The organism is Myxococcus sp. SDU36, from assembly GCF_030168875.1.
Taxonomy (GTDB): domain Bacteria; phylum Myxococcota; class Myxococcia; order Myxococcales; family Myxococcaceae; genus Myxococcus; species Myxococcus vastator.
The window spans coordinates 8,080,815-8,100,102 of record NZ_CP077414.1; the positions used below are offsets into that span (position 1 = coordinate 8,080,815).

At 70.8% G+C, this 19,288-nt stretch carries 19 protein-coding genes; 8 read left to right on the forward strand and 11 right to left on the reverse strand.

All coding sequences use genetic code 11. The features are described from left to right. Positions 1–252: 252 nt before the first annotated feature. Complete coding sequence (locus KGD87_RS32960; RefSeq protein WP_284664903.1) at positions 253–1,047, forward strand: Uma2 family endonuclease; 795 nt, start codon at positions 253–255, stop codon at positions 1,045–1,047. Positions 1,048–1,065: 18 nt separating this feature from the next. On the opposite strand, the gene KGD87_RS32965 is transcribed toward KGD87_RS32960, so the two are convergent. The 6 genes from KGD87_RS32965 to rsfS all read right to left on the reverse strand — a co-directional run bounded on the left by KGD87_RS32965 (position 1,066) and on the right by rsfS (position 6,439). Further along, positions 1,066–1,767, reverse strand: a complete 702-nt coding sequence (locus tag KGD87_RS32965) for a ComF family protein (RefSeq protein WP_284664904.1) — start codon at positions 1,765–1,767, stop codon at positions 1,066–1,068. 19 nt (positions 1,768–1,786) lie between these two features. Continuing rightward, a complete protein-coding gene (gene gpmI, locus KGD87_RS32970) occupies positions 1,787–3,328 on the reverse strand; it encodes a 2,3-bisphosphoglycerate-independent phosphoglycerate mutase (protein WP_284664905.1) in 1,542 nt (513 codons plus the stop codon). A gap of 56 nt (positions 3,329–3,384) precedes the next feature. Next, positions 3,385–4,185, reverse strand: a complete 801-nt coding sequence (locus KGD87_RS32975; RefSeq protein ID WP_284664906.1) for a GNAT family N-acetyltransferase — start codon at positions 4,183–4,185, stop codon at positions 3,385–3,387. Between the two features lie 9 nt (positions 4,186–4,194). Then, a complete protein-coding gene (locus KGD87_RS32980) occupies positions 4,195–5,352 on the reverse strand; it encodes an RNA ligase RtcB family protein (protein ID WP_350100618.1) in 1,158 nt (385 codons plus the stop codon). A gap of 63 nt (positions 5,353–5,415) precedes the next feature. After that, positions 5,416–5,880 carry a 23S rRNA (pseudouridine(1915)-N(3))-methyltransferase RlmH gene (locus KGD87_RS32985; RefSeq protein WP_176409600.1) on the reverse strand — a complete coding sequence of 155 codons (465 nt, stop codon included), beginning with the start codon at positions 5,878–5,880 and terminating at the stop codon, positions 5,416–5,418. 1 nt (position 5,881) lies between these two features. Further along, entirely contained in the window at positions 5,882–6,439 is a 558-nt protein-coding gene (rsfS, locus tag KGD87_RS32990; protein WP_205507577.1) for a ribosome silencing factor, read from the reverse strand. Between rsfS and KGD87_RS32995 the strand changes: the two genes are divergently transcribed. Beyond that, positions 6,438–6,815, forward strand: a complete 378-nt coding sequence (locus tag KGD87_RS32995) for a tetratricopeptide repeat protein (RefSeq protein WP_284664908.1) — start codon at positions 6,438–6,440, stop codon at positions 6,813–6,815. The two genes, rsfS and KGD87_RS32995, sit on opposite strands and share 2 nt — an antisense overlap. A gap of 9 nt (positions 6,816–6,824) precedes the next feature. Here the strand turns inward: KGD87_RS32995 and KGD87_RS33000 are convergent, their stop codons facing one another. Continuing rightward, a complete protein-coding gene (locus tag KGD87_RS33000; protein WP_284664909.1) occupies positions 6,825–7,946 on the reverse strand; it encodes a hypothetical protein in 1,122 nt (373 codons plus the stop codon). Between the two features lie 38 nt (positions 7,947–7,984). On the opposite strand from KGD87_RS33000, the gene KGD87_RS33005 reads away from it, so the two are divergent. Beyond that, positions 7,985–8,521, forward strand: a complete 537-nt coding sequence (locus tag KGD87_RS33005) for a hypothetical protein (RefSeq protein ID WP_176418870.1) — start codon at positions 7,985–7,987, stop codon at positions 8,519–8,521. Between the two features lie 23 nt (positions 8,522–8,544). Here the strand turns inward: KGD87_RS33005 and KGD87_RS33010 are convergent, their stop codons facing one another. Both KGD87_RS33010 and KGD87_RS33015 read right to left on the reverse strand, forming a co-directional pair. Further along, positions 8,545–9,588 (reverse strand): TetR family transcriptional regulator, encoded by a 1,044-nt coding sequence (locus KGD87_RS33010; RefSeq protein ID WP_284664910.1) that lies wholly within the window; start codon positions 9,586–9,588, stop codon positions 8,545–8,547. A gap of 173 nt (positions 9,589–9,761) precedes the next feature. Continuing rightward, a complete protein-coding gene (locus KGD87_RS33015; RefSeq protein ID WP_284664911.1) occupies positions 9,762–11,171 on the reverse strand; it encodes a sigma-54-dependent transcriptional regulator in 1,410 nt (469 codons plus the stop codon). 162 nt (positions 11,172–11,333) lie between these two features. Between KGD87_RS33015 and KGD87_RS33020 the strand changes: the two genes are divergently transcribed. The 3 genes from KGD87_RS33020 (at position 11,334) to KGD87_RS33030 (ending at position 14,878) form a co-directional block, all read left to right on the forward strand. Further along, positions 11,334–11,915: an NUDIX hydrolase gene (locus tag KGD87_RS33020; RefSeq protein WP_284664912.1), complete on the forward strand. Its 582-nt coding sequence runs from the start codon at positions 11,334–11,336 to the stop codon at positions 11,913–11,915. 209 nt (positions 11,916–12,124) lie between these two features. After that, positions 12,125–12,868: an iron-containing redox enzyme family protein gene (locus KGD87_RS33025; protein ID WP_284664913.1), complete on the forward strand. Its 744-nt coding sequence runs from the start codon at positions 12,125–12,127 to the stop codon at positions 12,866–12,868. Positions 12,869–13,087: 219 nt separating this feature from the next. Next, positions 13,088–14,878: a methyl-accepting chemotaxis protein gene (locus KGD87_RS33030; protein WP_284664914.1), complete on the forward strand. Its 1,791-nt coding sequence runs from the start codon at positions 13,088–13,090 to the stop codon at positions 14,876–14,878. Here KGD87_RS33030 and KGD87_RS33035 read toward each other — a convergent pair. After that, positions 14,862–16,355 (reverse strand): sensor histidine kinase, encoded by a 1,494-nt coding sequence (locus tag KGD87_RS33035; protein WP_284664915.1) that lies wholly within the window; start codon positions 16,353–16,355, stop codon positions 14,862–14,864. The two genes, KGD87_RS33030 and KGD87_RS33035, sit on opposite strands and share 17 nt — an antisense overlap. Positions 16,356–16,664: 309 nt before the next feature. On the opposite strand from KGD87_RS33035, the gene KGD87_RS33040 reads away from it, so the two are divergent. After that, entirely contained in the window at positions 16,665–17,216 is a 552-nt protein-coding gene (locus KGD87_RS33040; protein ID WP_284664916.1) for a dihydrofolate reductase family protein, read from the forward strand. A gap of 153 nt (positions 17,217–17,369) precedes the next feature. Here KGD87_RS33040 and radA read toward each other — a convergent pair whose 3' ends face one another. Then, complete coding sequence (gene radA / locus KGD87_RS33045; protein ID WP_284664917.1) at positions 17,370–18,737, reverse strand: DNA repair protein RadA; 1,368 nt, start codon at positions 18,735–18,737, stop codon at positions 17,370–17,372. A 183-nt stretch (positions 18,738–18,920) separates the two neighbouring features. Here radA and KGD87_RS33050 point away from each other — a divergent pair, with 183 nt between their 5' ends. Then, positions 18,921–19,190: a GlsB/YeaQ/YmgE family stress response membrane protein gene (locus KGD87_RS33050; protein WP_284664918.1), complete on the forward strand. Its 270-nt coding sequence runs from the start codon at positions 18,921–18,923 to the stop codon at positions 19,188–19,190. The last annotated feature ends 98 nt before the right edge of the window (positions 19,191–19,288 follow it).

Sequence of the window (19,288 nt, forward strand, 5' to 3'; positions counted from 1 at the left end):
CCGCCCCGGGGCCAGAGTCCTTGCGTGTGGCCATTCGCTGATGAACGCGGCTCTTTCAGGAGAGGCGGAGAGTGGGGCGGCCCTGTGCGTCGAGCGTCCGCGTCATGGGATGCCGTGTTCCGGAACGCGAACGGGGCCGTGGGGTGATGCAGGTCGCGCACGTCGGAGGCGTTCGTTGGTTCGCCACTTGCTGACGTCAGGCCATGGGGACGGATTGACCGGGAAGGAGTGCCGCCACAGGATGAAGACATCATGGGACGGCCTACTGACGATGGAGGGGCTGCCTTCCCCCGGGCGCCCTCGCAGGATGCGTGGGACAGGATGAATCCGGAGGAGCGGGCGCGGGTGGTGGAGTCGCTGCCAGCGCAGGTGACGTATGCGGAGATGGCGCCGCCCGAAGGGGACCGGCACCAGTGGGCGAAGTTTCGAGCGTTGGATGTGCTCCGGGGCTATTTCGGCCACCAGCGGCGCAATGCCTACGTCGGCTCGGAGTTGCCGGTGTACTACCCGGACGAGCGGCGCTTCGCGCCAGACCTGCTGGTCGTCTTCGAGGCGGGCGCCCACCCGCGGGAGAAGTGGCTCGTCACCCATGAGGGGCGCGGGCTGGACTGGGTGATGGAGGTCCACGTCGGGGGCGACCGGAAGAAGGACGCCGAGTTCAATGTGCGGCGCTATGCCCGGCTCGGCATCCCCGAGTACTTCATCTACGACCGGTCCCGGGAGCGGCTGGAGGCCTACACGCTGGCGTCACCCGGCGCGGGCGTCTACACGCGGATGGAGCCCAAGCAGGGACGCTTTGTCTCGCGGGTGCTGGGCCTGGAGTTGGAGCTGGTGGGAGACCGGCTCCAATTCTGGGCTGGCAACGCGCTCTTGATGGAGTCCGACGAGCTCATCGTCCGGATGCGGGAGCGCATCACGTGGCTCGAACAGCGCGCGGAGGAGGAGGCCCACCTGCGAGAAGATGAACTCCGGCGCCGAGAAGACGCGGAGCGGCGCGTGGCGGAACTCCAGGCCGAGCTGGAGCGGGTCCGGGCCTCCCAGAAGTAGCCCTCGGGCGCCGTCCGCTCACTCCAGGCTGAAGGCCCGCGCCAGCGTCAGCATCTCCACCTGGACGGCGCCCGCTTCGAGCAGGGCCGAGGCCGCCGCACGGGCGGTGGCTCCGGTGGTGAACACATCATCCACCAGCAGCACGCGCTGCCCTGAGACACGGGATGCCGCGGCGAACGCCCCCGCGACGTTGCTTGCCCGCTCCGCCTCGCTCAGCCCCACCTGCCGCTGTGTCTCGCGGTGCCGCGTCAGCAATCCCACCGGCGCCTTGCGCCCCGTAGCCTTCGCCAGCGCGCCCGCCAGCAACTGGGCCTGGTCGTACTTGCGTGCGTGGTAGCGGCGCTTGTGCAGCGGCAGGGCCACCACCAGCTCGGGTGCACGGCCGAGGAAGCTGTGCGCCTCGCCCGCCAGCAGCTCCCCCAGCGGGCCCGCGAGGTTGGGGTGGTCCTCGTACTTGAACCGGTGGATGGCGCGCGCCAGGGGCCCTTCGTGCGCGAAGGGTGCCCAGGCGCGAGTGAAGGGCGGCGGGGCGGCACGGCACCGGGGACACGTGCCCCCGGGGAACGCGCCGGGCTCCGCGCAGGTGCGGCAGCACGCGGGAGGAAGCCGCTCCACCGCGGTGTCGCACGTCTCGCAGAAGAAGCCCTCGGGGCTCGGCAGCACCTTCGTGCACGCGAGGCACGAAGGGGGATAGAGCACGTCCAGCAGGGCCTTCAGCACGGGCCGTGCCCCGCGCGCGTCACGGCAGCAGGCCCTGACGGTTCATCTCCTTGGACTGCGGCAGGCCCATCACCTTGCACAGGGTGGGCGCGATGTCCGCGAGGATGCCCGGGCGCAGCTTCTGCCCTCGGAAGTCCGGGTGGATGAGGTGGAAGGGCACCGGGTTGAGCGTGTGCGCGGTGTGGGGCTCGCCCGTCTCCAGGTCCACCATCTGCTCGCAGTTGCCGTGGTCGGCGGAGATGGCCAGCACCCAGCCGTTGCGCTCGCACGCCTTGCCCAGCGCGCCCAGGCATTCATCCACCGCCTTCACCGCCTTCATCGCCGCGTCCAGCCGCCCGCTGTGGCCCACCATGTCCGGGTTGGCGAAGTTCACCAGCGCGAAGTCGTACTTCCCGGAGTCGAGCCGCTTCACCAGCTCGGCCGTGACTTCGTAGGCGGACATCTCCGGCTTCAAGTCATACGTCTTCACGTCGCGCGGGCTGGGCACCAGGTGGCGGTCCTCGCCCGCGTAGACGACCTCTCGGCCGCCGTTGAAGAAGAACGTGACGTGCGCGTACTTCTCCGTCTCCGCCGTGCGGAACTGGCGCAGGCCCTGACGCGCCAGCAGCTCCGGGAAGATGTCCTGCGGCTGGTCTGGCTCGAAGAGCGCCGGCAGCTTGAACGTCTCGTCGTACTGGGTCATGCACACGTAGCGGCCCAGCCGCAGCCCGCCCCGGTCGAACTCCTTGAACTCCGGGAACGCCAGGGCCTGCGTCAGCTCCCGCGCCCGGTCCGCGCGGAAGTTGAAGAAGAGCACCGCGTCGCCGTCCTGGATGCGGCCCACCGGCGCTCCGTCACCACCGGCCAGCACCGTGGGCTTCACGAACTCGTCGGTGACCTTCTCCGCGTAGGACGCGCGGATGGCGCTCAACGCATCCGGCGCCTTGGGTCCGCGGCCGAGCACCAGCGCCTCGTAGGCCTGCTGCACCCGGTCCCAGCGCTTGTCGCGGTCCATGGCGTAGAAGCGCCCGCTCACGGTGGCGATGCGGCCGGTGTGTGTCTCATGGAGGAAGCGCTCCAGCTCCTCCACGTAGCCCAGCGCGCTCTGCGGCGGCGTGTCACGCCCGTCCAGGAAGGCGTGCACGTAGACATGGGCCACGTTGCGTTCCTTCGCGGCCTTGAGCAGCGCGAACAGGTGGTCCATGGACGAGTGGACGCCGCCGGGCGACACCAGCCCCAGCAGGTGCAGCGCCTTGCCGTCCGCCTTCACGCCGTCCAGCGCCGCGCGGAGCACGGGGTTCTGCGCCAGCTCTCCGGACTCCGCGGCGCGATTGATGCGCACCAGGTCCTGGTAGACGATTCGCCCCGCGCCGATGTTGGTGTGGCCCACCTCGGAGTTGCCCATCTGCCCCTCGGGCAGGCCCACGGCCAGCCCCGCCGTCTGCAACTCGGTGAAGGGGTAGGGGCTCGCCAGCTTGTCGAGGTGCGGCGTGCCGGCCAGGGCGATGGCGTTGTTGTCACGCTCCTGGCGGATACCCCAACCATCCAGGATGCAGAGCAGGACCTTGTGCGCGGGCGTCATGCTCCGAACCCTAACCACGCAGGCGCCAGACGGGAGAGGACAAAAAGCGCGCGCGCCTACTGATACTCGCGGAAGGTCCCGTTGGGCACGAAACCCAGGCGGGAATAGACACCCTGTCCCTGCGCGGACGCCTGGAGGGTGGCTGTCCGGTAGCCTGCCTCCCGGGCGTCCAGCAGTGGCGCCAGCGTGAGCGCCGCGCCGATGCCTCGTCGCCGCGCGTGCCGCACGGTGGCCACCGAGTAGAGACCCGCGACGCCCGCCGCCCGATGGCACTCACTGGCGGCGACGGCCTCGCCGTCGAGGTAGCCCACGAAGAAGCGGATGGGGCTGTCCGGTGCGAGCGCCACGTGCGCCGTCCTCACGTAGAAGTCCAGCACGTGTGGGTCGGCGGGCTCCCAGTTCGCCGCGACGACGCGGGCGAAGTCCGCCAGGGTGTGTTCGTCCTCGGCGCGGCGGATGCGCAACCCCGAGGGCAGCGTGAGTCCGGGCACCCGGGACAGGTCCATGGACATGCCCAACTCCTGCTCGGCGTTCACCAGCCCGTGCGCCGACAGGCGGGCGTCCAGGTCCTCGGGCGCGGCGTCTGGCCCCACCCACCATGCGAAGGGAAAGGACTTGTCCCGAAAGTGAGAGACTGCGGCGGCGATGTGCGCGTCCGCTTCGTGGCTTACAAGGCGGGCGCGGCACACCACGTTGAAGGTGTTGCAGGGGAGCCCGGAGTCGACGAGCAGCAACCCGGGAGTGTCCTCCACGATGGCGCCAGGGAGGCTTCGCGCCAGATAGGTCATGTGCTCCACCTGGTTGGCTTCCATGGCGGAACGCACGCTCGGGGAGTCCGGCTCGAGGAACGGCTGCATGCGGGAACCCTACTCCGGCCGGGCGCGCGTCTTGTACGTGAGGACGGGGGCCAGCGTGGCCACCACGCGGACCAGTCCCGCCTCCACCAGGTCCGTCACCACGCGGTCGATGGGCTTGTACGCGGGCGGCGCCTCCTCGAAGAGGAGGTCCTTGTTCTCACACACCACGTGGCTCTTGAAGGCGGTGCGGGTGAGGGACTCCGCGGTGAAGCGCTCGCGCATGCGCTCCCGGGCGGAGAAGCGCGTCCACTTGCGGCCCGCGCCATGCGCCAGGCTGTGCGCGCTGGTGTGGCCCTCCCCGGTGGGAACCACCAGGTAGCTGAGGGCGCCCCGGCTGCCGGGAATCACCACCGGCCCTTCGTCGGACGGCGCCGCGCCCTTGCGGTGCAGCCACTGCGTCCGGCCCGTGTCACGCCGAGGGGTGACGCTGTTGTGGCACACGTCGAGGACTCGCTGGCCCATCGCGCCGATGCCGTCCAGCATCCGCCGCGCCACCAGGGCGCGATTGGCCCGGCCCCAGGCCACCGCGTGGTCGTGCCGGGTGAGGTAGAGCCGCGCCTCGGGCGAGTCCTCCACGAGCCCGCCCGCCGCGTGCCGGTCCACATGGGCCCGGAGAATCGCCTCGCCGAGGCCGCGCGAGCCGGAGTGCACCAGCAGCAGCAATCGGTCCGCGGACAAGCCCAGGGCGGTGAAGGCCTTCGCGTCATGGACCGCGTCCACGCGTTGCAGCTCCGCGAAGTGGTTGCCGCCGCCCACCGTGCCCAGCGCGGCCTCGAAGCCCGAGGACTTCACGCCGTGCTCCTGGAGGAAGCCCTCCGCGTCGCCCGTCCACGGGCCTTCCAGGTCCAGCTTGCCGGCCCAGCGCTCAGGCCTGGCTTTGCGGGCCAGCAGGTCCACGTTCCACAGGCCCATGCCACAGCCGATGTCGCTGCCGACCAGATAGGGATAGAGGAAGCCTTCGGAGGTGAAGGCCGCGCCCACCGGAGCCCCCTTGCCGGGATGCAGGTCCGGGAGGCCCACCGCCAGCTTCATCCCTGGCAGGCGGGCCATGGCTTCGAGTTGCCGCACCGCCTCGCCTTCCACCCACGACTGGGCGGAGGCAATGACACGCACGGGCGCCTGAGGCGCGGAAGCAGGGGGCGTTTCAGAAGAGGCGTCAGGGCGCATGCCCGGGCTGACGGCACCCGCGCGCCACGCCTGACGGTGGCGCCGGGGCGCGTGCCCGGCCGCCTACTTGTGGTACGGCTCGCCCTTGAGGAGGGTGAACGCGCGGTAGAGCTGCTCGATGAGCACCACGCGCGCCAGCCGGTGAGGCAGCGTCATCTTCGACAGGGACAGCGTGAGGTTCGCCGCGTCCCGCACGCGCGTGTCGAGCCCTTCGTCCCCGCCAATGACAAACAGCAAATCCTTGGCGCCCGTCTGGGCCTTGCCGACGTAGCGGCTCAGCTCGACGGAGTCGAGCAGCGAGCCGCGCTCGTCCAGGGCCACCAGCCAGTCCTGCGGCTTGCGCTTGGAGAGAATCGCCTCGGCCTCGGCGGCCTTCGCGTCGCCGGGCTTGAGCCGCTTGCCGCTGGCCTCCGCCAGCTCCACCAGCTCGAAGCGGGTGTAGTGGCCCAGGCGCCGGGCGTACTCCTGGACCGCGGGCTCATACAGGCCCGAGCGGTCCTTGCCGATGGAGAGGAGCCGGACCTTCACCTCAGGCCAGCTTCTCCCGCGCCGCGTCGGCCCAGAGGCCCTCCAGGTCGTAGTGCGCGCGCAGGTCCGTGAGGAACAGGTGCGCCACCACCTCGCCGTAGTCGAGCAGCACCCACTGGCCCGTCTCGAAGCCCTCGGTGCCGATGGGACGCAGGTTGCCTTCGCCCGTCTTGAGCTGCACCTGGACGTTCTCCGCCATGGCGCTCACCTGGCGGTCCGTCTCCGCGGAGGCGATGACGAAGTAGTCCGCGTAGGACGTCATCCCGCGCACGTCGAGGATGACGACGTCGTCCGCCTTCTTGTCCACCAGCAGGTTGCCGATGCGGTGCGCCAGCGCCTTGGCGGCGGGGTTCTCCGCGGGGCCCGCCTTCTGGGACGGGGCAACTGGGAGCTTCGCCTTCTTCTTCTTCGCGGGCGCCTTGGCGGGGGCCTTCGGCGCCGACTTCTTGGCTGCGGGGGCCTTCTTCTTCGCGGGCGTCCTGCCCGATACCGTCTTCTTCCGGGCCGCCGGGGCCCGGGTGGTGGTCTTTTTCGCGGTCGTCTTCTTCTTCGTGGCCATGTGCGGCGCACCCTACCGCACCCTTGGCAACACGGAAGCGGTCCTCTATCTGCTGGTGTCCATGAGCGACGCCCGGCTGGAACAGTTCAAGAAGATGGTGGCGGACTTCCCGGACTCCCCCATGAGCCATTTCTCCCTCGGGAAGCTGTACCTGGAGCGGCGGCAGTACCCGGAGGCCGCCCACGCCCTGGAGTCCGCCGTCCGGTTGGACCCCACCTACGCGGCCGCCATGGTGGCCCTGGGGGACGCCTGGGCGGGGGCGGGGGCGCCCGACAAGGCGCGCGAGGTGCTGGGCCGGGCCCGGGAGCACGCCCTGTCCCAGGGGCACCCGGGGCTCGCCGAGGAAATCGACGAGCGCATCGCCGACCTTTCGTAGGCCTCGCCCTCAGTAGCGCCAGGTGAAGCCGGTGCTGAAGACCTGGCGCGTGTAGGTGAGCTCGTTGCGGGGCAGCCGGGTGCTCCAGATGCCCCAGGACACCTCCACGTCCAGCGACTCCGTCAGCGGCCGGGCCAGCTTCACCGAGAGCGAGTTCTGCCCCTCGTCCTCTTCCACCAGGATGATTTCCGGGGAGAGGTAGATGCCGTCCGGATATTGGATGACGCCCAGCGAGCCCTGCGCCAGCAGGGTCACCCGCCAGGGCAGCCGGACGCCGGCGTTGGCCGACACCCGGTGCCGTCGGATGGTCTCTCCGTAGCTGTTGGAGGAGACCTCCTGGAAGGCGTACGTCAGCCCCAGGGCCAGCGGGCCCCGGTAGGTGTACGACGCTCCCGCCGTCAGGGCTCCGTCCTGACGGCGGCCGGGGAGGAGTCCCGAGCCGCCCCCCGTCCCCGGCGGGCGTGCCCGGGGCTGCGTGCCGAAGCGCCGGGCGTTCCAGTCGCCGAAGACGGACAGGTTGTGCCGGCGGTCGAAGCGGTAGCGGCCCAGCACACCCACCTCGGGGCCTCCGAAGTTGGCGGTGGGGTCCGGCCGGTACACGAAGCGCCGGGCGCCCGCCCGCACTCGCAGCGCCAGCCTCACGTCCGGTGCGTACTCCAGGAAGGCCGTGGCCCCCAGGTCCGAGTACGAGCGAGAGCCGCCCCGCCGGTCCTTCGCATGGCCCTCCATGCCGATTCCCAGCGCCGTGCCCACGGCGTGTGAAGCCTCCACCGCGCCCGACTGCACCAGCGTGTTCTCGTCCTGGTAGAGGACGTACAGGCGCGTGCCCAGCTCATAGCGGCCCACCAGCTGGGCGCGCTCGAAGGAGCCGCGGCCCTCGGCGGAGCCCAGCAGGCTGAAGGCGAAGTCCCGCTCCGGGCTGGCGGTGAACGCGTCGGTGAAGTCCCGAGGCGCGTTGGTGTCCAGCAGCAGGCGACCGGTGCCCCTCAGTGCGCCTTCCCACTCCGCCGCGGGCGCACGGCCGGCGGCGAGCATGGCGAGGACGAGCAGGAGCGGCGCGAAGGAGCGGACCACGGCGCGCGCACCATATCCCGTCGCAGAGGGCAGGGGCGGCCATCCGGGCGCTCCCACCGGTGACGCCGCCCCCGGCGGCCCGTTACATTGGGCCCATGCGCCTTGTGTCCTTTCTCGCGGTGGCCTGGCTGGGCCTGTCCGCCTGCGCCTCCTCCTCCTTCACCACCGAGGTGAAGGGGGAGTCGACCGTGCCCGCGGGCACGCCTGGCGTCGACACGCCCCTCAACGGCCTCCCCGCCATCAGCAGCTTCGCGGGGATGGACTTCGACAAGAACCAGGACTTCAAGAACCAGGGGATTCGCAAGAGCGAGGTGACGTCCGTCAAGGTGGAGTCCCTCACGCTCAAGGTCCTCAATCCCAATGACCAGGACCTCCGCTTCCTGGACTCAGTGGAGTTCTATGCCCGCGCGGGGGACCGGGAGGCGCGCATCGCGGCGCGTCAGGACGTGTCCGCGCTGGACTTGAGGCCGCCCAACCCCGTGCTGTCGCTGCGCGTGGACAACGTGGAGCTGCAGCCCTTCGTCTCCGCGCCGTCCATGAGCATCATCATCCGCGGCCGCGGCATCATGCCGGCGCGCGAGGTGCGGCTGCAGGCGGTGGTGAAGCTCCAGGTGGAGACCGGGCTCTTGTAGGCCGGTGCCGGGAGGCACGTCCCTCAGGGGACGCCCAGCTCCTGGGCGCGCCGCTCCAGCTTCGTGGCGCGGCCTTCCAGTTCTCCGGCCAGCGTCTCCAGCCGCGCGGCCTCGGCCTCCAGCGCCGCCAGGTCCACGGGGCCACCCGCCGCCAGGTCCTGGGCGCGCTGCGTTTCAACCTGGGGCCTCCGGTCCGTGGCCCGGGCCGACAACGGCGTCGGGGTGGGAGGGCGGCTCGGGTCGACGCCTTCATCGGGGCGTCCGCCCAAGGTGGGCGGCGCATCGGAGCTGCCACCCTGGAAGGCAGGCTCACCGGGGCCGGGCACGGAGCGCTCCACCTGGAGGCTCCGGTCGCTGCCCATGCGCAGCCGCAGCCGCCGGTCCTGGTCGTCGAACATCGACTCCTCGCCGAGGAAGTCGTTCATGCGGCGGTCCAGGTCGCGCTCCTCGCGCACCTCGGTGATGCGGCCGCGCAGCGCCTTCAGCCGCTCGCGGACCTTGTCCCGGGTGTCGCGGAGCGTGTCCGCCTGGGCCAACAAATCCTCGGGGTCATCACCGCCCGCGGTGGCCTTGTCCAGCGAGGGCACCTGGGACGCGGGCAGGGCGGCGCGGATGGCTTCCCGCTCGGCGCGAACCACGCGCACCGCCTCCAGCAGCTTCTCCCGCTGCCCCCGGTCCGCCGTGCCTTCCCACGCCGCGAGCAGCCGCGTCAGCTCGTCCGACAGCGCCGTGTGCAGGGCCAGGTGCGCGCGCTCCGCCTCGCCCTCCGCCGCGACGACGGCCTGCGCCAGTCCGGTGAGCTGCCCGCTCAGCTCCTGCGAGCGCCGCAGCGCGTCCTCCAGCTCCGTCCCCGCCATCAGCCGGCCCTGACGCCGCGCCTTCAGCGTTTCGATGCGCGCCGCCAGCCCGTTGAGCTCGTCGCGCAGGGTCTGCTGCTGACCCCGCAGCGAGCGCGTCTCCGCGCGGGCCGACTGGGCCCGCCCCCGCATCGCTTCCAGCCCGGACGCGGCCTGACCGGGCATGGCCAGCAGCAGGCTCAGCAGGAGGGCGAGGGAGCGGAGGTTCATCAGCGACTGCCCCAGAGCAAGGTGAGTGCCAGCCTACTTGCCCATCCCCGGGGTTCGCGGCCACTCGGCGCCCAGCAATTCCGGACACCTGGCGCATCCAGGGGGGCAGGGGCGGAGGTGGGATACCGGTGAAAAGTCATGGGGGGCGGGGGCGGATGACAGATTTTCGAGGATCAGCTCTCCTCGGGCGGCGTCCCCTTGGGGAGGAAGCCGTACTTCTCCAGCTTGTAGTACAGCGCGGACGTCTTGATGCCTAGCAGACGGGCCGTCTCCGTCTTCACGCCGCTGGCCTTCTCATAGGCGCGGGCGATGAGCTGGCGCTCCAGGTCTTCCAGGATTTCGGGCAGGGGGCGGTCGCCCTGGAGCACGGGCAGGCCCGCATCGACGCGCGGGGTGCCGCTGGCGGTGAGGTGTGAGGGCAGGTCCAGGTCGGTGAGCTGCTCGCCTTCGGCGAAGACGAGCGCCTGTTCGATGACGTTCTCCAGCTCGCGCACGTTGCCGGGCCACGCGTGGCGGGCCAGGGCACGCAGCGCGCTGTCGTCCAGGCCCATCACACGCCGGTTCACGCGCATGGCGTGCTTGGCCACGAAGTGCCGGGCCAGCAGGGAGACGTCCTCGGGCCGCTCGCGCAGGGGCGGCAGCACCACCGGAACGATGTGCAGGCGGTAGTAGAGGTCCTCGCGGAAGCGCCCAGCCTTCACCTCGGCCTGGAGGTCGCGGTGCGTGGCGCTCACCACGCGCACGTCCACCTTGAACGTGTCCTCTCCGCCGACGCGCTGGATTTCCTTCTCCTGGAGCACGCGGAGGAGCTTCGTCTGCACGGAGGCGGGAATCTCGCCCACCTCGTCCAGGAACAGCGTGCCGCCGTCGGCCAGCTCGAAGCGCCCCAGCTTTCGCTTCACCGCGCCGGTGAAGGCGCCGCGCTCGTGACCGAACAGCTCGCTCTCCAACAGCGACTCCGCAAGCGCAGCGCAGTGCACGACGATGAAGGGGCCGTCTCGGCGCGGGGAGCGCTGGTGGAGCATCCGCGCCACCAGCTCCTTGCCGGTGCCGCTCTCTCCGCGCACCAGCACCGTGGCGTCGCTCTGCGCCACCTTGAGCACCTGGGACACCAGCCGCTGCATGGGCTCGCTGTCGCCCACCAGGCTGCCGTGCGTGAGGGCCGCGTCCGTGTCGTGCGCGGCGGTGCGCGCCGTGAGCCGCTCCACCTGCTTGCGCGTGGACGCCAACTCCAGCCCCTTGTCCACCTTGGCGCGCAGCACCTCGGGCGGGAAGGGCTTGGTGATGAAGTCGTAGGCGCCTTGCTGCATCGCCTGCACCGCGGTCTCGATGGTGCCGAAGGCCGTCACCACCATGACGACGGCGCCGGCATCCAGCGCCCTGAGCGCGCGGGTCACCTCGATGCCGTCCATGCCGTCCATCTTCAAATCAGTGACGACCAGGTCGAACGGCGCCTTGCGGTAGGTGGCCAGTCCGTCCTGGCCACTGCGCACCGCGGACACGGTGTGGCCCGCCCGGGTGAGGGTGACCGCCATCCCTTCACGCAGCGTGTCGTGGTCGTCGATGACGAGGATGCGAGCCATGGCGTGAGTCGATTCTCCCTGCAACCCGAGGCCGGCCGCCTCCTGGGGCCGCCGCATGAGAGCACATCCGGACCGGCTCGCTCCACCGGCTCAGCAGGTTGTCACACGGCGCGGGCGCGCGAAGGTGCTGGCGTCGCCTGGCCGGGAGCAGTACGGGGAGGCATGGACTCCGAGGTCTCTTCCGCCACGTCCCTCCTGGCCCTGCTCGAGCGCCACGTCCCCGAGGACGTGAAGGAGCGCGAGGACCTGGAGCGCATGCGCCACTTCGCCCGTTCGCTGGCGCGGCCCTTCTCCCGGGAGCAGTTGGAGGCCCACTTCACGGGCAGCGCGGTGGTGGTGGACCCAGCGGGCGCGCGCGTCGTCCTGTTGCACCACCGCAAGCTCCAGCGCTGGCTGCAGCCCGGAGGACACGCGGATGTCACGGACGCGGGCCACATGGAGGCCACGGCGCTGCGTGAAGCCCGTGAGGAGACGGGCTGTCGCGTGTCCCTGCATCCCGCCGCGCCTCGGCCGCTGGACGTGGACATCCACACCATCCCCTCGCGCCGCGACGAGCCGGAGCACCACCACCTGGACGTGCGCTTCCTCGTGGTGGCGGAGGACCCCGACGCCCTAGCGCATGACCCGGCGGAGTCCTTCGGCGCGCGGTGGCTCACCTGGGACGAAGCCATGATGCACGCGGACGAAGCGCCTCTGCGCCGCATGCTGGAGAAGGCCCGGCGCGTGGTGGCCTCCGCGCCCTGAAGCGCTCGAAAGCGGAAGCGCGCAGGGCCTCGCGGTCAGGGGCACTGTGGCTTCGCGGACCGAGCGCGCGCGCCCGCACCCGGATTTGAAACAAAATACGGAAAACACGGCCTGACTGCCTGAAGCGATTGCAACCATGCCGTCCTGCTTGGGCGGGTGAGGGAGGCCATGGCGGCCTGTCACCTGTCGGGAAGCCAGGAGCCGTGCCCATGTCGTCCGCCGCGCCGCACCGTTACAGCCCCCCTGTGCTCACGCCCACCGCGCACCCGCGCTGGCTGGAAGCGATGCTGGAGTCCCTGCGCGACGAGTGGAGCGCGGCCTGCTGGCCTCCGTTGTTTCGCGCGACGGCCGACGGCCAGCGCCCGCCGCTGCGTCACTGGCGGCGGGTGCTGTCCCACTTCTTTCTCATCGTCGAGTCCTTCCCCAAGTACATGGGGCTGTCGCTGGCGAAGACGACCTACGGCCAACGCCCTGGCGACGCGAGCGCCCGCCGCTGGCTGCTGCAGAACCTGGGCGTGGAGGCGAAGCACGCCGAGTGGTTCATCGACTGGATGCGCGGCATTGGCCTGGCGCCGGAAGACGTCTTCACCCAGCGCCCCCTGCCGGAGGTGCGGGCGCTGCATGAGTTCCTGCTCGACACCTGCGCGCACGGGACGCTGGCCGAAGGCGTGGCCGCGTCCAACTGGGCGGTGGAGGGCATCACCGGCGTGTGGACGCGCGAGGTGGTGGAGCCCTTCCGCGCCTATGCCGAGGACGGCGCGCGCATCGACGCGCATTCGATGATGTGGCTCAAGGTGCACGCGCGTTATGACGACCAGCACCCGGAGGAGGCGCTGGAAATCATCAAGCTGTCCACCGACGTGGGCGCCGGTGAGCCCTTCCGCGTCCAGGCCGCCGCCAGGAAGTCGCTGCGGATGTATGCCGCCGCGCTCCACGCGTGCTGCGACGACTGAATCGCGCGACACCCGCGCACAGTCCGCCGGTGTGCCTCCCGCGCACCTCGAGGCCCGGCGTGTGCGTGCGGGCCTCGTGCTTCACGCGCTCTGTCCGGAAGGCGGCAGCTTCCGGATGACCCGCCTGTCCGCTTCACGCGGAGAGTGCCGTACTTGCGGGTGAGGACCTCCGGCGCCGCCCTCGCGATGTGCGCCCATGGCCTCGGGGGGATGTGCCACATGAATGCCGAAGACAAGGTCATCCAGGCGTACCGGGGACGTGCGCTCAAGGTGTTCATGTCTTGGGTGCTGCCGGTGGCACCCATCGCCGCGTATCTCAATGGCATGGCCATGGGCGTGGCGGGCGAGTCGGGGCTGATTGCGGTGGCGTGGGTGCTGCCGCCCATCATCGTGGGCCTGGGCATCGCCTATCCCGCGCTGGTGCTGCACGTGCTGGTGGACGGCGCGCTGCGGGAGCGGCGGGAGGACGCGCCCGGCGCGCGGCTGGAGCGAATCCTGCGTCTGCCGTGGCGCGCCGCGGTCGCTTCCTCGTGGGGCGCGTGGACGCTGGGGGGCCTCTGGTTCAGCCTCCACGTGTGTCTGCTGTGGAAGAAGGATTTGTCCCTGGTCGTGGTGGGCACGCTCATCGGCATCTGCTTTGGCGTGGTGCTGGGCTTCCCCATTGGCGTCACGCTGGAGCGGCTGTTGTTGCCGGTGGCGCTGGAGGAGCAGCGAAAGGACCCGACGCTCGCCATCAAGGGCGGCGGCGTTTTCTGGCCACGGCAGGCGTGGTTCATGCCCGTCACCTTCATCGGCTCCAGCGTCTGCGCGCTGGTGCTGAGCGGGTGCGTGGTGCTGGTGAAGCTGCAAGGCGTCCGGGACGAGCTGCACCGGGCGCTGGTGGCGGAGGGCGCGCACGGCTCGGCGGAGACGCTGATGGGCATGGGCGGCCTGCTGGCGGCGGAGCTGGCCTTCGGGTTGGCCTGGGTGGGGGGCTTGCTGGCGATTCCCGCCGTCACCACCTGGATGCTGGCGCGCCGTCAGGCGCACGCGGCGGGCACGGTGGGCGTGGCCATCGAGGCACTGTCCGCCGGGCGCGTCGTCTCGCCTGCCTGGGTGTCCACGGATGAGCTGGGGGACTTGTCGGCTGGCATGAACGCGGTGCTCATCCGCCTGCGGCAACTGCCCCTGTCGCTCAATGCCTCCGCCACGCGGCTGAGCGGCGCGGGGCGCCACCTGCGGGACTCGCAGGATGAACACCAGCAGAGCCTGGTCCGTCAGGCGTCCGCGCTGCACGAGGCGCAGATGACGTCGGAGGAAATCAGACGCACGTCGCTGATGGCCGTCGAGCGGGCGGAGGAGGTGCTCCAGGTGGCCCGCCGCTCGGAGGCCCTGGGTCAGCAGGGCGAGGCCGCCGTGGAGCGGAGCCTCGACGGCCTGGCGGACATCCGCCGCGTGGTGGACGGCATCCAGGAGCGGCTGATTCGGCTGGCCCAGAGCACCACGCAGATTGGCGAAATCACCGAGTCGGTGAAGGACCTGGCGGACCAGTCCCACCTCCTGGCCATCAACGCGGCCATCGAAGCGGCGCGCTCGGGCGAGCAGGGGCGGGGCTTCGCGGTGGTGGCCCGCGAGATTCGCGGGCTGTCGGACCAGTCCATCCAGGCCACGCGGCGCATCCGCGGCATCCTCCAGGATATCAGCACCGGCATCCGCGACGCGGCCAGAATGGGAGAGGCCGGCGTGCAGACCATCGGCACGGGGCTGGACCAGATGCGGGCGTCGGGGGACTCGCTGCGGGAGCTGTCCCGCATCGCCCAGGAGAACTCCACCGCGGCCCGGCAGATTGCCGCCGCGGTGACGCAGCAGGATGCCGGCTTCACGCAAATCTTCGACGCCATCGCGGACCTGTCGCAGCTCATGGACGCCACGCTGAAGCGGCTGGAGTCCACGCAGGAGGCCACCGACACGCTGGGCGTCGTCTCGGACGAGGTGGCGCGGATGGCGCGGCAGTTCAACGCCGCGGGGTGACGGAGGCGCCGTGGCCCGGCGTCCCACCCAGCGGCAGCGTGAGGATGAAGCGCGTGTCTCCAGGCGCGGAGTCCAGCCGCAGCGCGCCGCCGTGCGCGAGCGCGATTTTGCGCGCCAGGGGCAGGCCCAGGCCGGTGCCCTTCTCGCGCGTGGTGAAGAAGGGCTCGAAGATGCGCTCGCGCTCCGTGCCGGGCACGCCGGGGCCCGTGTCGCGGACCTGGATGGTGTAGTGGCCGTCGTTGGATGCGCCGGACACCTGCACGCGTCCGCCCGGCGGCGAGGCCTGCACCGCGTTCTTCACCAGGTTGACCAGCGCCGCGGTGAGCAGGCTGCCGTCGGCTTCCAGCATCGCGGGCGCGGCGTCGATGTCCACCGCGACGTCGCGGGCGGTGGCCTCGGCGGCCATCAGCTCGCAGGCGATGGAGAGCAGGGACGGCGCCTCCACGGGCGCGCGGGCCAGGGGCTGCTCGCGGGCGAAGGCGAGGAAGTCCTCGACGATGCGTTGGAGGTAGGCGACCTCGCGTTGGATGCGCTCCACGTGCGCGCCCGCGTCGGCGTGGGCGCCGGCCTGGAGGTCCTCCTTCAAGATTCCGGAGAAGAGGGCGATGCCGCCAATGGGGTTGCGCACCTCGTGGGCCACGCCCGCGAGCATCATCTTGAGCTGTCGGTCCCGGCTCTCCAGGGCGCCTCGCATGTCCTCCAGCTCGCGCGCGAGGACGCCGATTTCCAGCGTGGGCTCCGGTGGCACCGGGGTCGTCAGGTCACCCCGGCCGATGCGCAGCGCGGACGCCATCAGCCGCCGCAGCGGCCGGGCCAGCCCGCGCGCCGTCGCCACCGCGATGACGGCGAGCACGGCCAGGACCACCGCGCCCATGACGGCGTAGGTCCGTGACAGTTGCTGCAGGGGGCCGAAGAAGGCGGCGCTGCCTTCCACGCCCACGGCGCCCACCACGCGGCCCTCGTACAGGATGGGCGCATACCCCGTCTTGTAGAGCCGCCCGTCCGAGCCGGTGAAGAGCACCTGGCTGGCGGCGCGCTCCCCGGCGAAGACGCGGGTGAGCTCCAGCCTGTCGCGCGCCAGCTCCGGCATCTCCGCGCCCACCGGCAACCCGCCCCCGACGTCCACGCGCATCCGCCCCTGCGTGTCCACGGCGTAGACGCGGCGCACGCCGCTGGCCTGCGCGATGTTCTCGAAGGTGCGGACGAAGTTGCGCCACGTGCGGGTGCTCGCCACGTCATCGCCGGGCTCGATGGTCAGCAGCCGCTCGCCATGGACCTGGGTGGCGGTGGCGGCGGCGATGCCGCTGAGGCTGGTGCCCAGCTCCTCTTCCAGGATGACGCGCGCGAGCTGGTAGACGGCGGTGCCCGCCACCGCGACGAAGAGCAGGGTGGGCACGAGGAACGCCACCAGCAGCCGCGCGGAGAGCGAGCCCAGCGCGTCACGCCATCGTGAAGTGTGTGCGGCACCGTGGGACATGTCCGGGGCGGGACTCTAATCGAGCCGCGTCTCCCTCGCGGGGATGGTGCTTTCGCTCCGCTGCCTGCTCGGATGGGGGTTGCCGGAGCCGACGCCATGGGCGTAGGTTGTCCGTGGCGCCTCACGGCGCTGTCCCATGACCTCCGCTCGCTAACCCAGGCTCCCGTGACTGCCCTTGCCGCTCCGGCCGATGTGCCGTGGCGTTGACGTGGGCTGCTGTCCGGTTGCGTGGGTCCCCGCTGTGTCTCCCAGTCGTCTCCCTGAACCCGAATGACCGGCGCCTTTGCGCGCGCGGCATGGAGAACACGTATGCGAAAGCTCAAGTACCACGTTGCCACCAGCGTCGACGGCTTCATCGCCCACGAGGACGATACGTATGGCGCCTTCATGCAGGACCGCCTCATCCAGGACAGCGAGCACGTCGCGGACTACGTCGCGTCGCTGGCGACCTATGCGACGGCGCTCATGGGCCGGCGCACCTACGAGGTCGGCCTCAAGGTGGGGGTGACGGACCCGTACCCGAAGATGGACACCTACGTCTTCAGCCGGACGATGAAGGAGCGCCCGGACCCGCGCGTGAAGCTGGTGTCGGACGACGCGGTGGGCGAGGTCCGGCGCCTGAAGTCGCGGGAGGGCGGTGACATCTACCTGGCCGGTGGTGGCGCGCTCGCCGGCCTCCTGCTCGCCGAGGGGCTGGTCGACGAGGTCCTGCTCAAGGTGAACCCGCTGATACTCGGCTCGGGCATCCTCCTGGCGTCCTCGCTGCGGCAGGTGGTGGACCTGGAGCTGAAGTCCACCAAGGTCTACGCCAACGGCGTCCTGCTGCTGCGCTACGCCGTGATGCCCCGGTTGACGGCTTAGCTCGGGGCAGCTTGGGAGGGAGCGTGTCCGTGTGGCTTGGACGCGCTCCCTCGCGCGGGCTTCGCGTCTGGCGTTACTGGAGGAAGGCGTCCTTCACCGCGTCCCAGCGGTACGTGCCCGACGCGGAGCGCTGCTGAATCTTCGCGGCACTGCTCAATCAAACATCGCGACCAGCGCCTCGCCGAGCGTCTCCACGCCGACCACCTTCATCTTCGGGCCCGCGTCCTCCAGCCGCCGCGCGCTGCCGGCGGGCATCACCACGCGCTGGAAGCCCATCTTCGCGGCCTCCGCCAGCCGGGGCTCCACCTGGCCCACCGCGCGCACCTCTCCCGCGAGGCCCACTTCACCGAGCACCAGCGTCTTTGGATCCAACGGCCGGTTCTGGAGGCTGCTCACCAGCGCCGCGCAAACGGCGAGGTCGCACGCCGGCTCCGTGAGCTGCATGCCGCCCGCCACGTTGACGAACAAGTCGCAGCCCACCAGCGGAATCTCTTCCTTCTTCTCCAGCACCGCCGCCAGCAGCGCCACGCGGTTGCCGTCCACGCCAATCGCCGTGCGCCGCGCGGTGCCGTAGCCCGTGGGCGCCACCAGCGCCTGCACCTCCACCAGCAGCGGCCGCGTGCCGTTCAGCGTGCTCGTCACCACGCTGCCGGACTTGCCCACCGGCCGCTCCGACAGGAAGAGGGCGGACGGGTCCGCCACCTCCACCAGCCCCGCGCCCTTCATCTCGAAGACGCCAATCTCGTTCGTGGAGCCGAAGCGGTTCTTGTGCGCGCGCAGGATTCGGAACGGGTGGCCGCGCTCGCCCTCGAAGTAGAGGACCGTGTCCACCATGTGCTCCAGCACGCGCGGGCCCGCGATGGAGCCTTCCTTCGTCACGTGGCCCACCAGGAACGTGGGCACGCCGGTGCGCTTCGCGTAGGCCATCAGCCGGCCCGCCACCTCGCGCACCTGGGTGATGCTGCCGGGCGCGTTGCCCAGCTCCGGCAGGTACATGGTCTGGATGGAGTCCACCACCAGCGCCTGGGGCTTCAACGCCTCCGTCGCCGTCAGCACCCGCTCCGCGTCCGTCTCCGCGAACAGGTGGATGGCATCCCCCTCCACCCGGAGCCGCTCGGCGCGCATCTTCGTCTGCCGCAGGCTCTCTTCCCCGGAGACGTAGAGCACCGGGCCGTGCCGCGCCAGCCTGTCCAACGCCGCCAGCAACAGCGTGGACTTGCCGATGCCCGGGTCGCCACCCAGCAGCACGATGGAGCCACTCACCACGCCGCCGCCCAGCACGCGGTCGAACTCGGCGATGCCCGTGCGCCGGCGCGTCTCCGTCTCGCCGCTCACCTCCTTGAGCAACATGGGCCGCGCCGCGCCGCCCGAGGCCCCCCAGGCCGGACGTCGTTCATCCGCCTTCGGGTCCGTCTCCTCCATCAGGGAGCTCCACGCGCCACAGTCCGGGCACTTCCCCAGCCACTTCGCCGCTTTGTATCCACACGCCTGACAGGTGTAGTGCGTCTTCGCCTTCGCCATGGGTTGGGTGAATAGCGCGGAACCCTGACGTTTTTGCGGCCTTACAGGCAGGCACGACCGCAGAGCAGGCAGGCACCATGTCAAGCCCCCCCGCGGCAAGTTGTACGAACGGGAGGGGCAACCCAGGTTTGCTCCCAGGTGGGCGTCGCACCCTGCGTCGCTAAACAAGCAAGGGAGGTAGTCATGGGGATTATCGCGTTTCTGGTCATTGGTCTTCTCGCGGGTCTGATTGCCCGCGCGCTCATGCCGGGCAACCAGTCGATGGGGCTCCTCACCACCACGCTGCTGGGTATCGCCGGCTCCTTCGTGGGCGGGTTCATCGCTTCGCTCTTCCGCAGTGACGGCCGCGTCTTCGACCTGCACCCGACGGGACTCCTGTTCTCCGTCCTGGGCGCACTCCTGGTGCTCTTCCTGGTGGGCCTGGCTGGCAGGGGGCGCCGCGTCCACGTCTAGTGCCGCGCGTCCGCTGACGCGCTGAGCCCCTCCCGAGGGGCGCTGGACCCTGGAAAGTCGTCAACCTGCCTGCTCGCGGGCGTTGACAACCTTCCGGG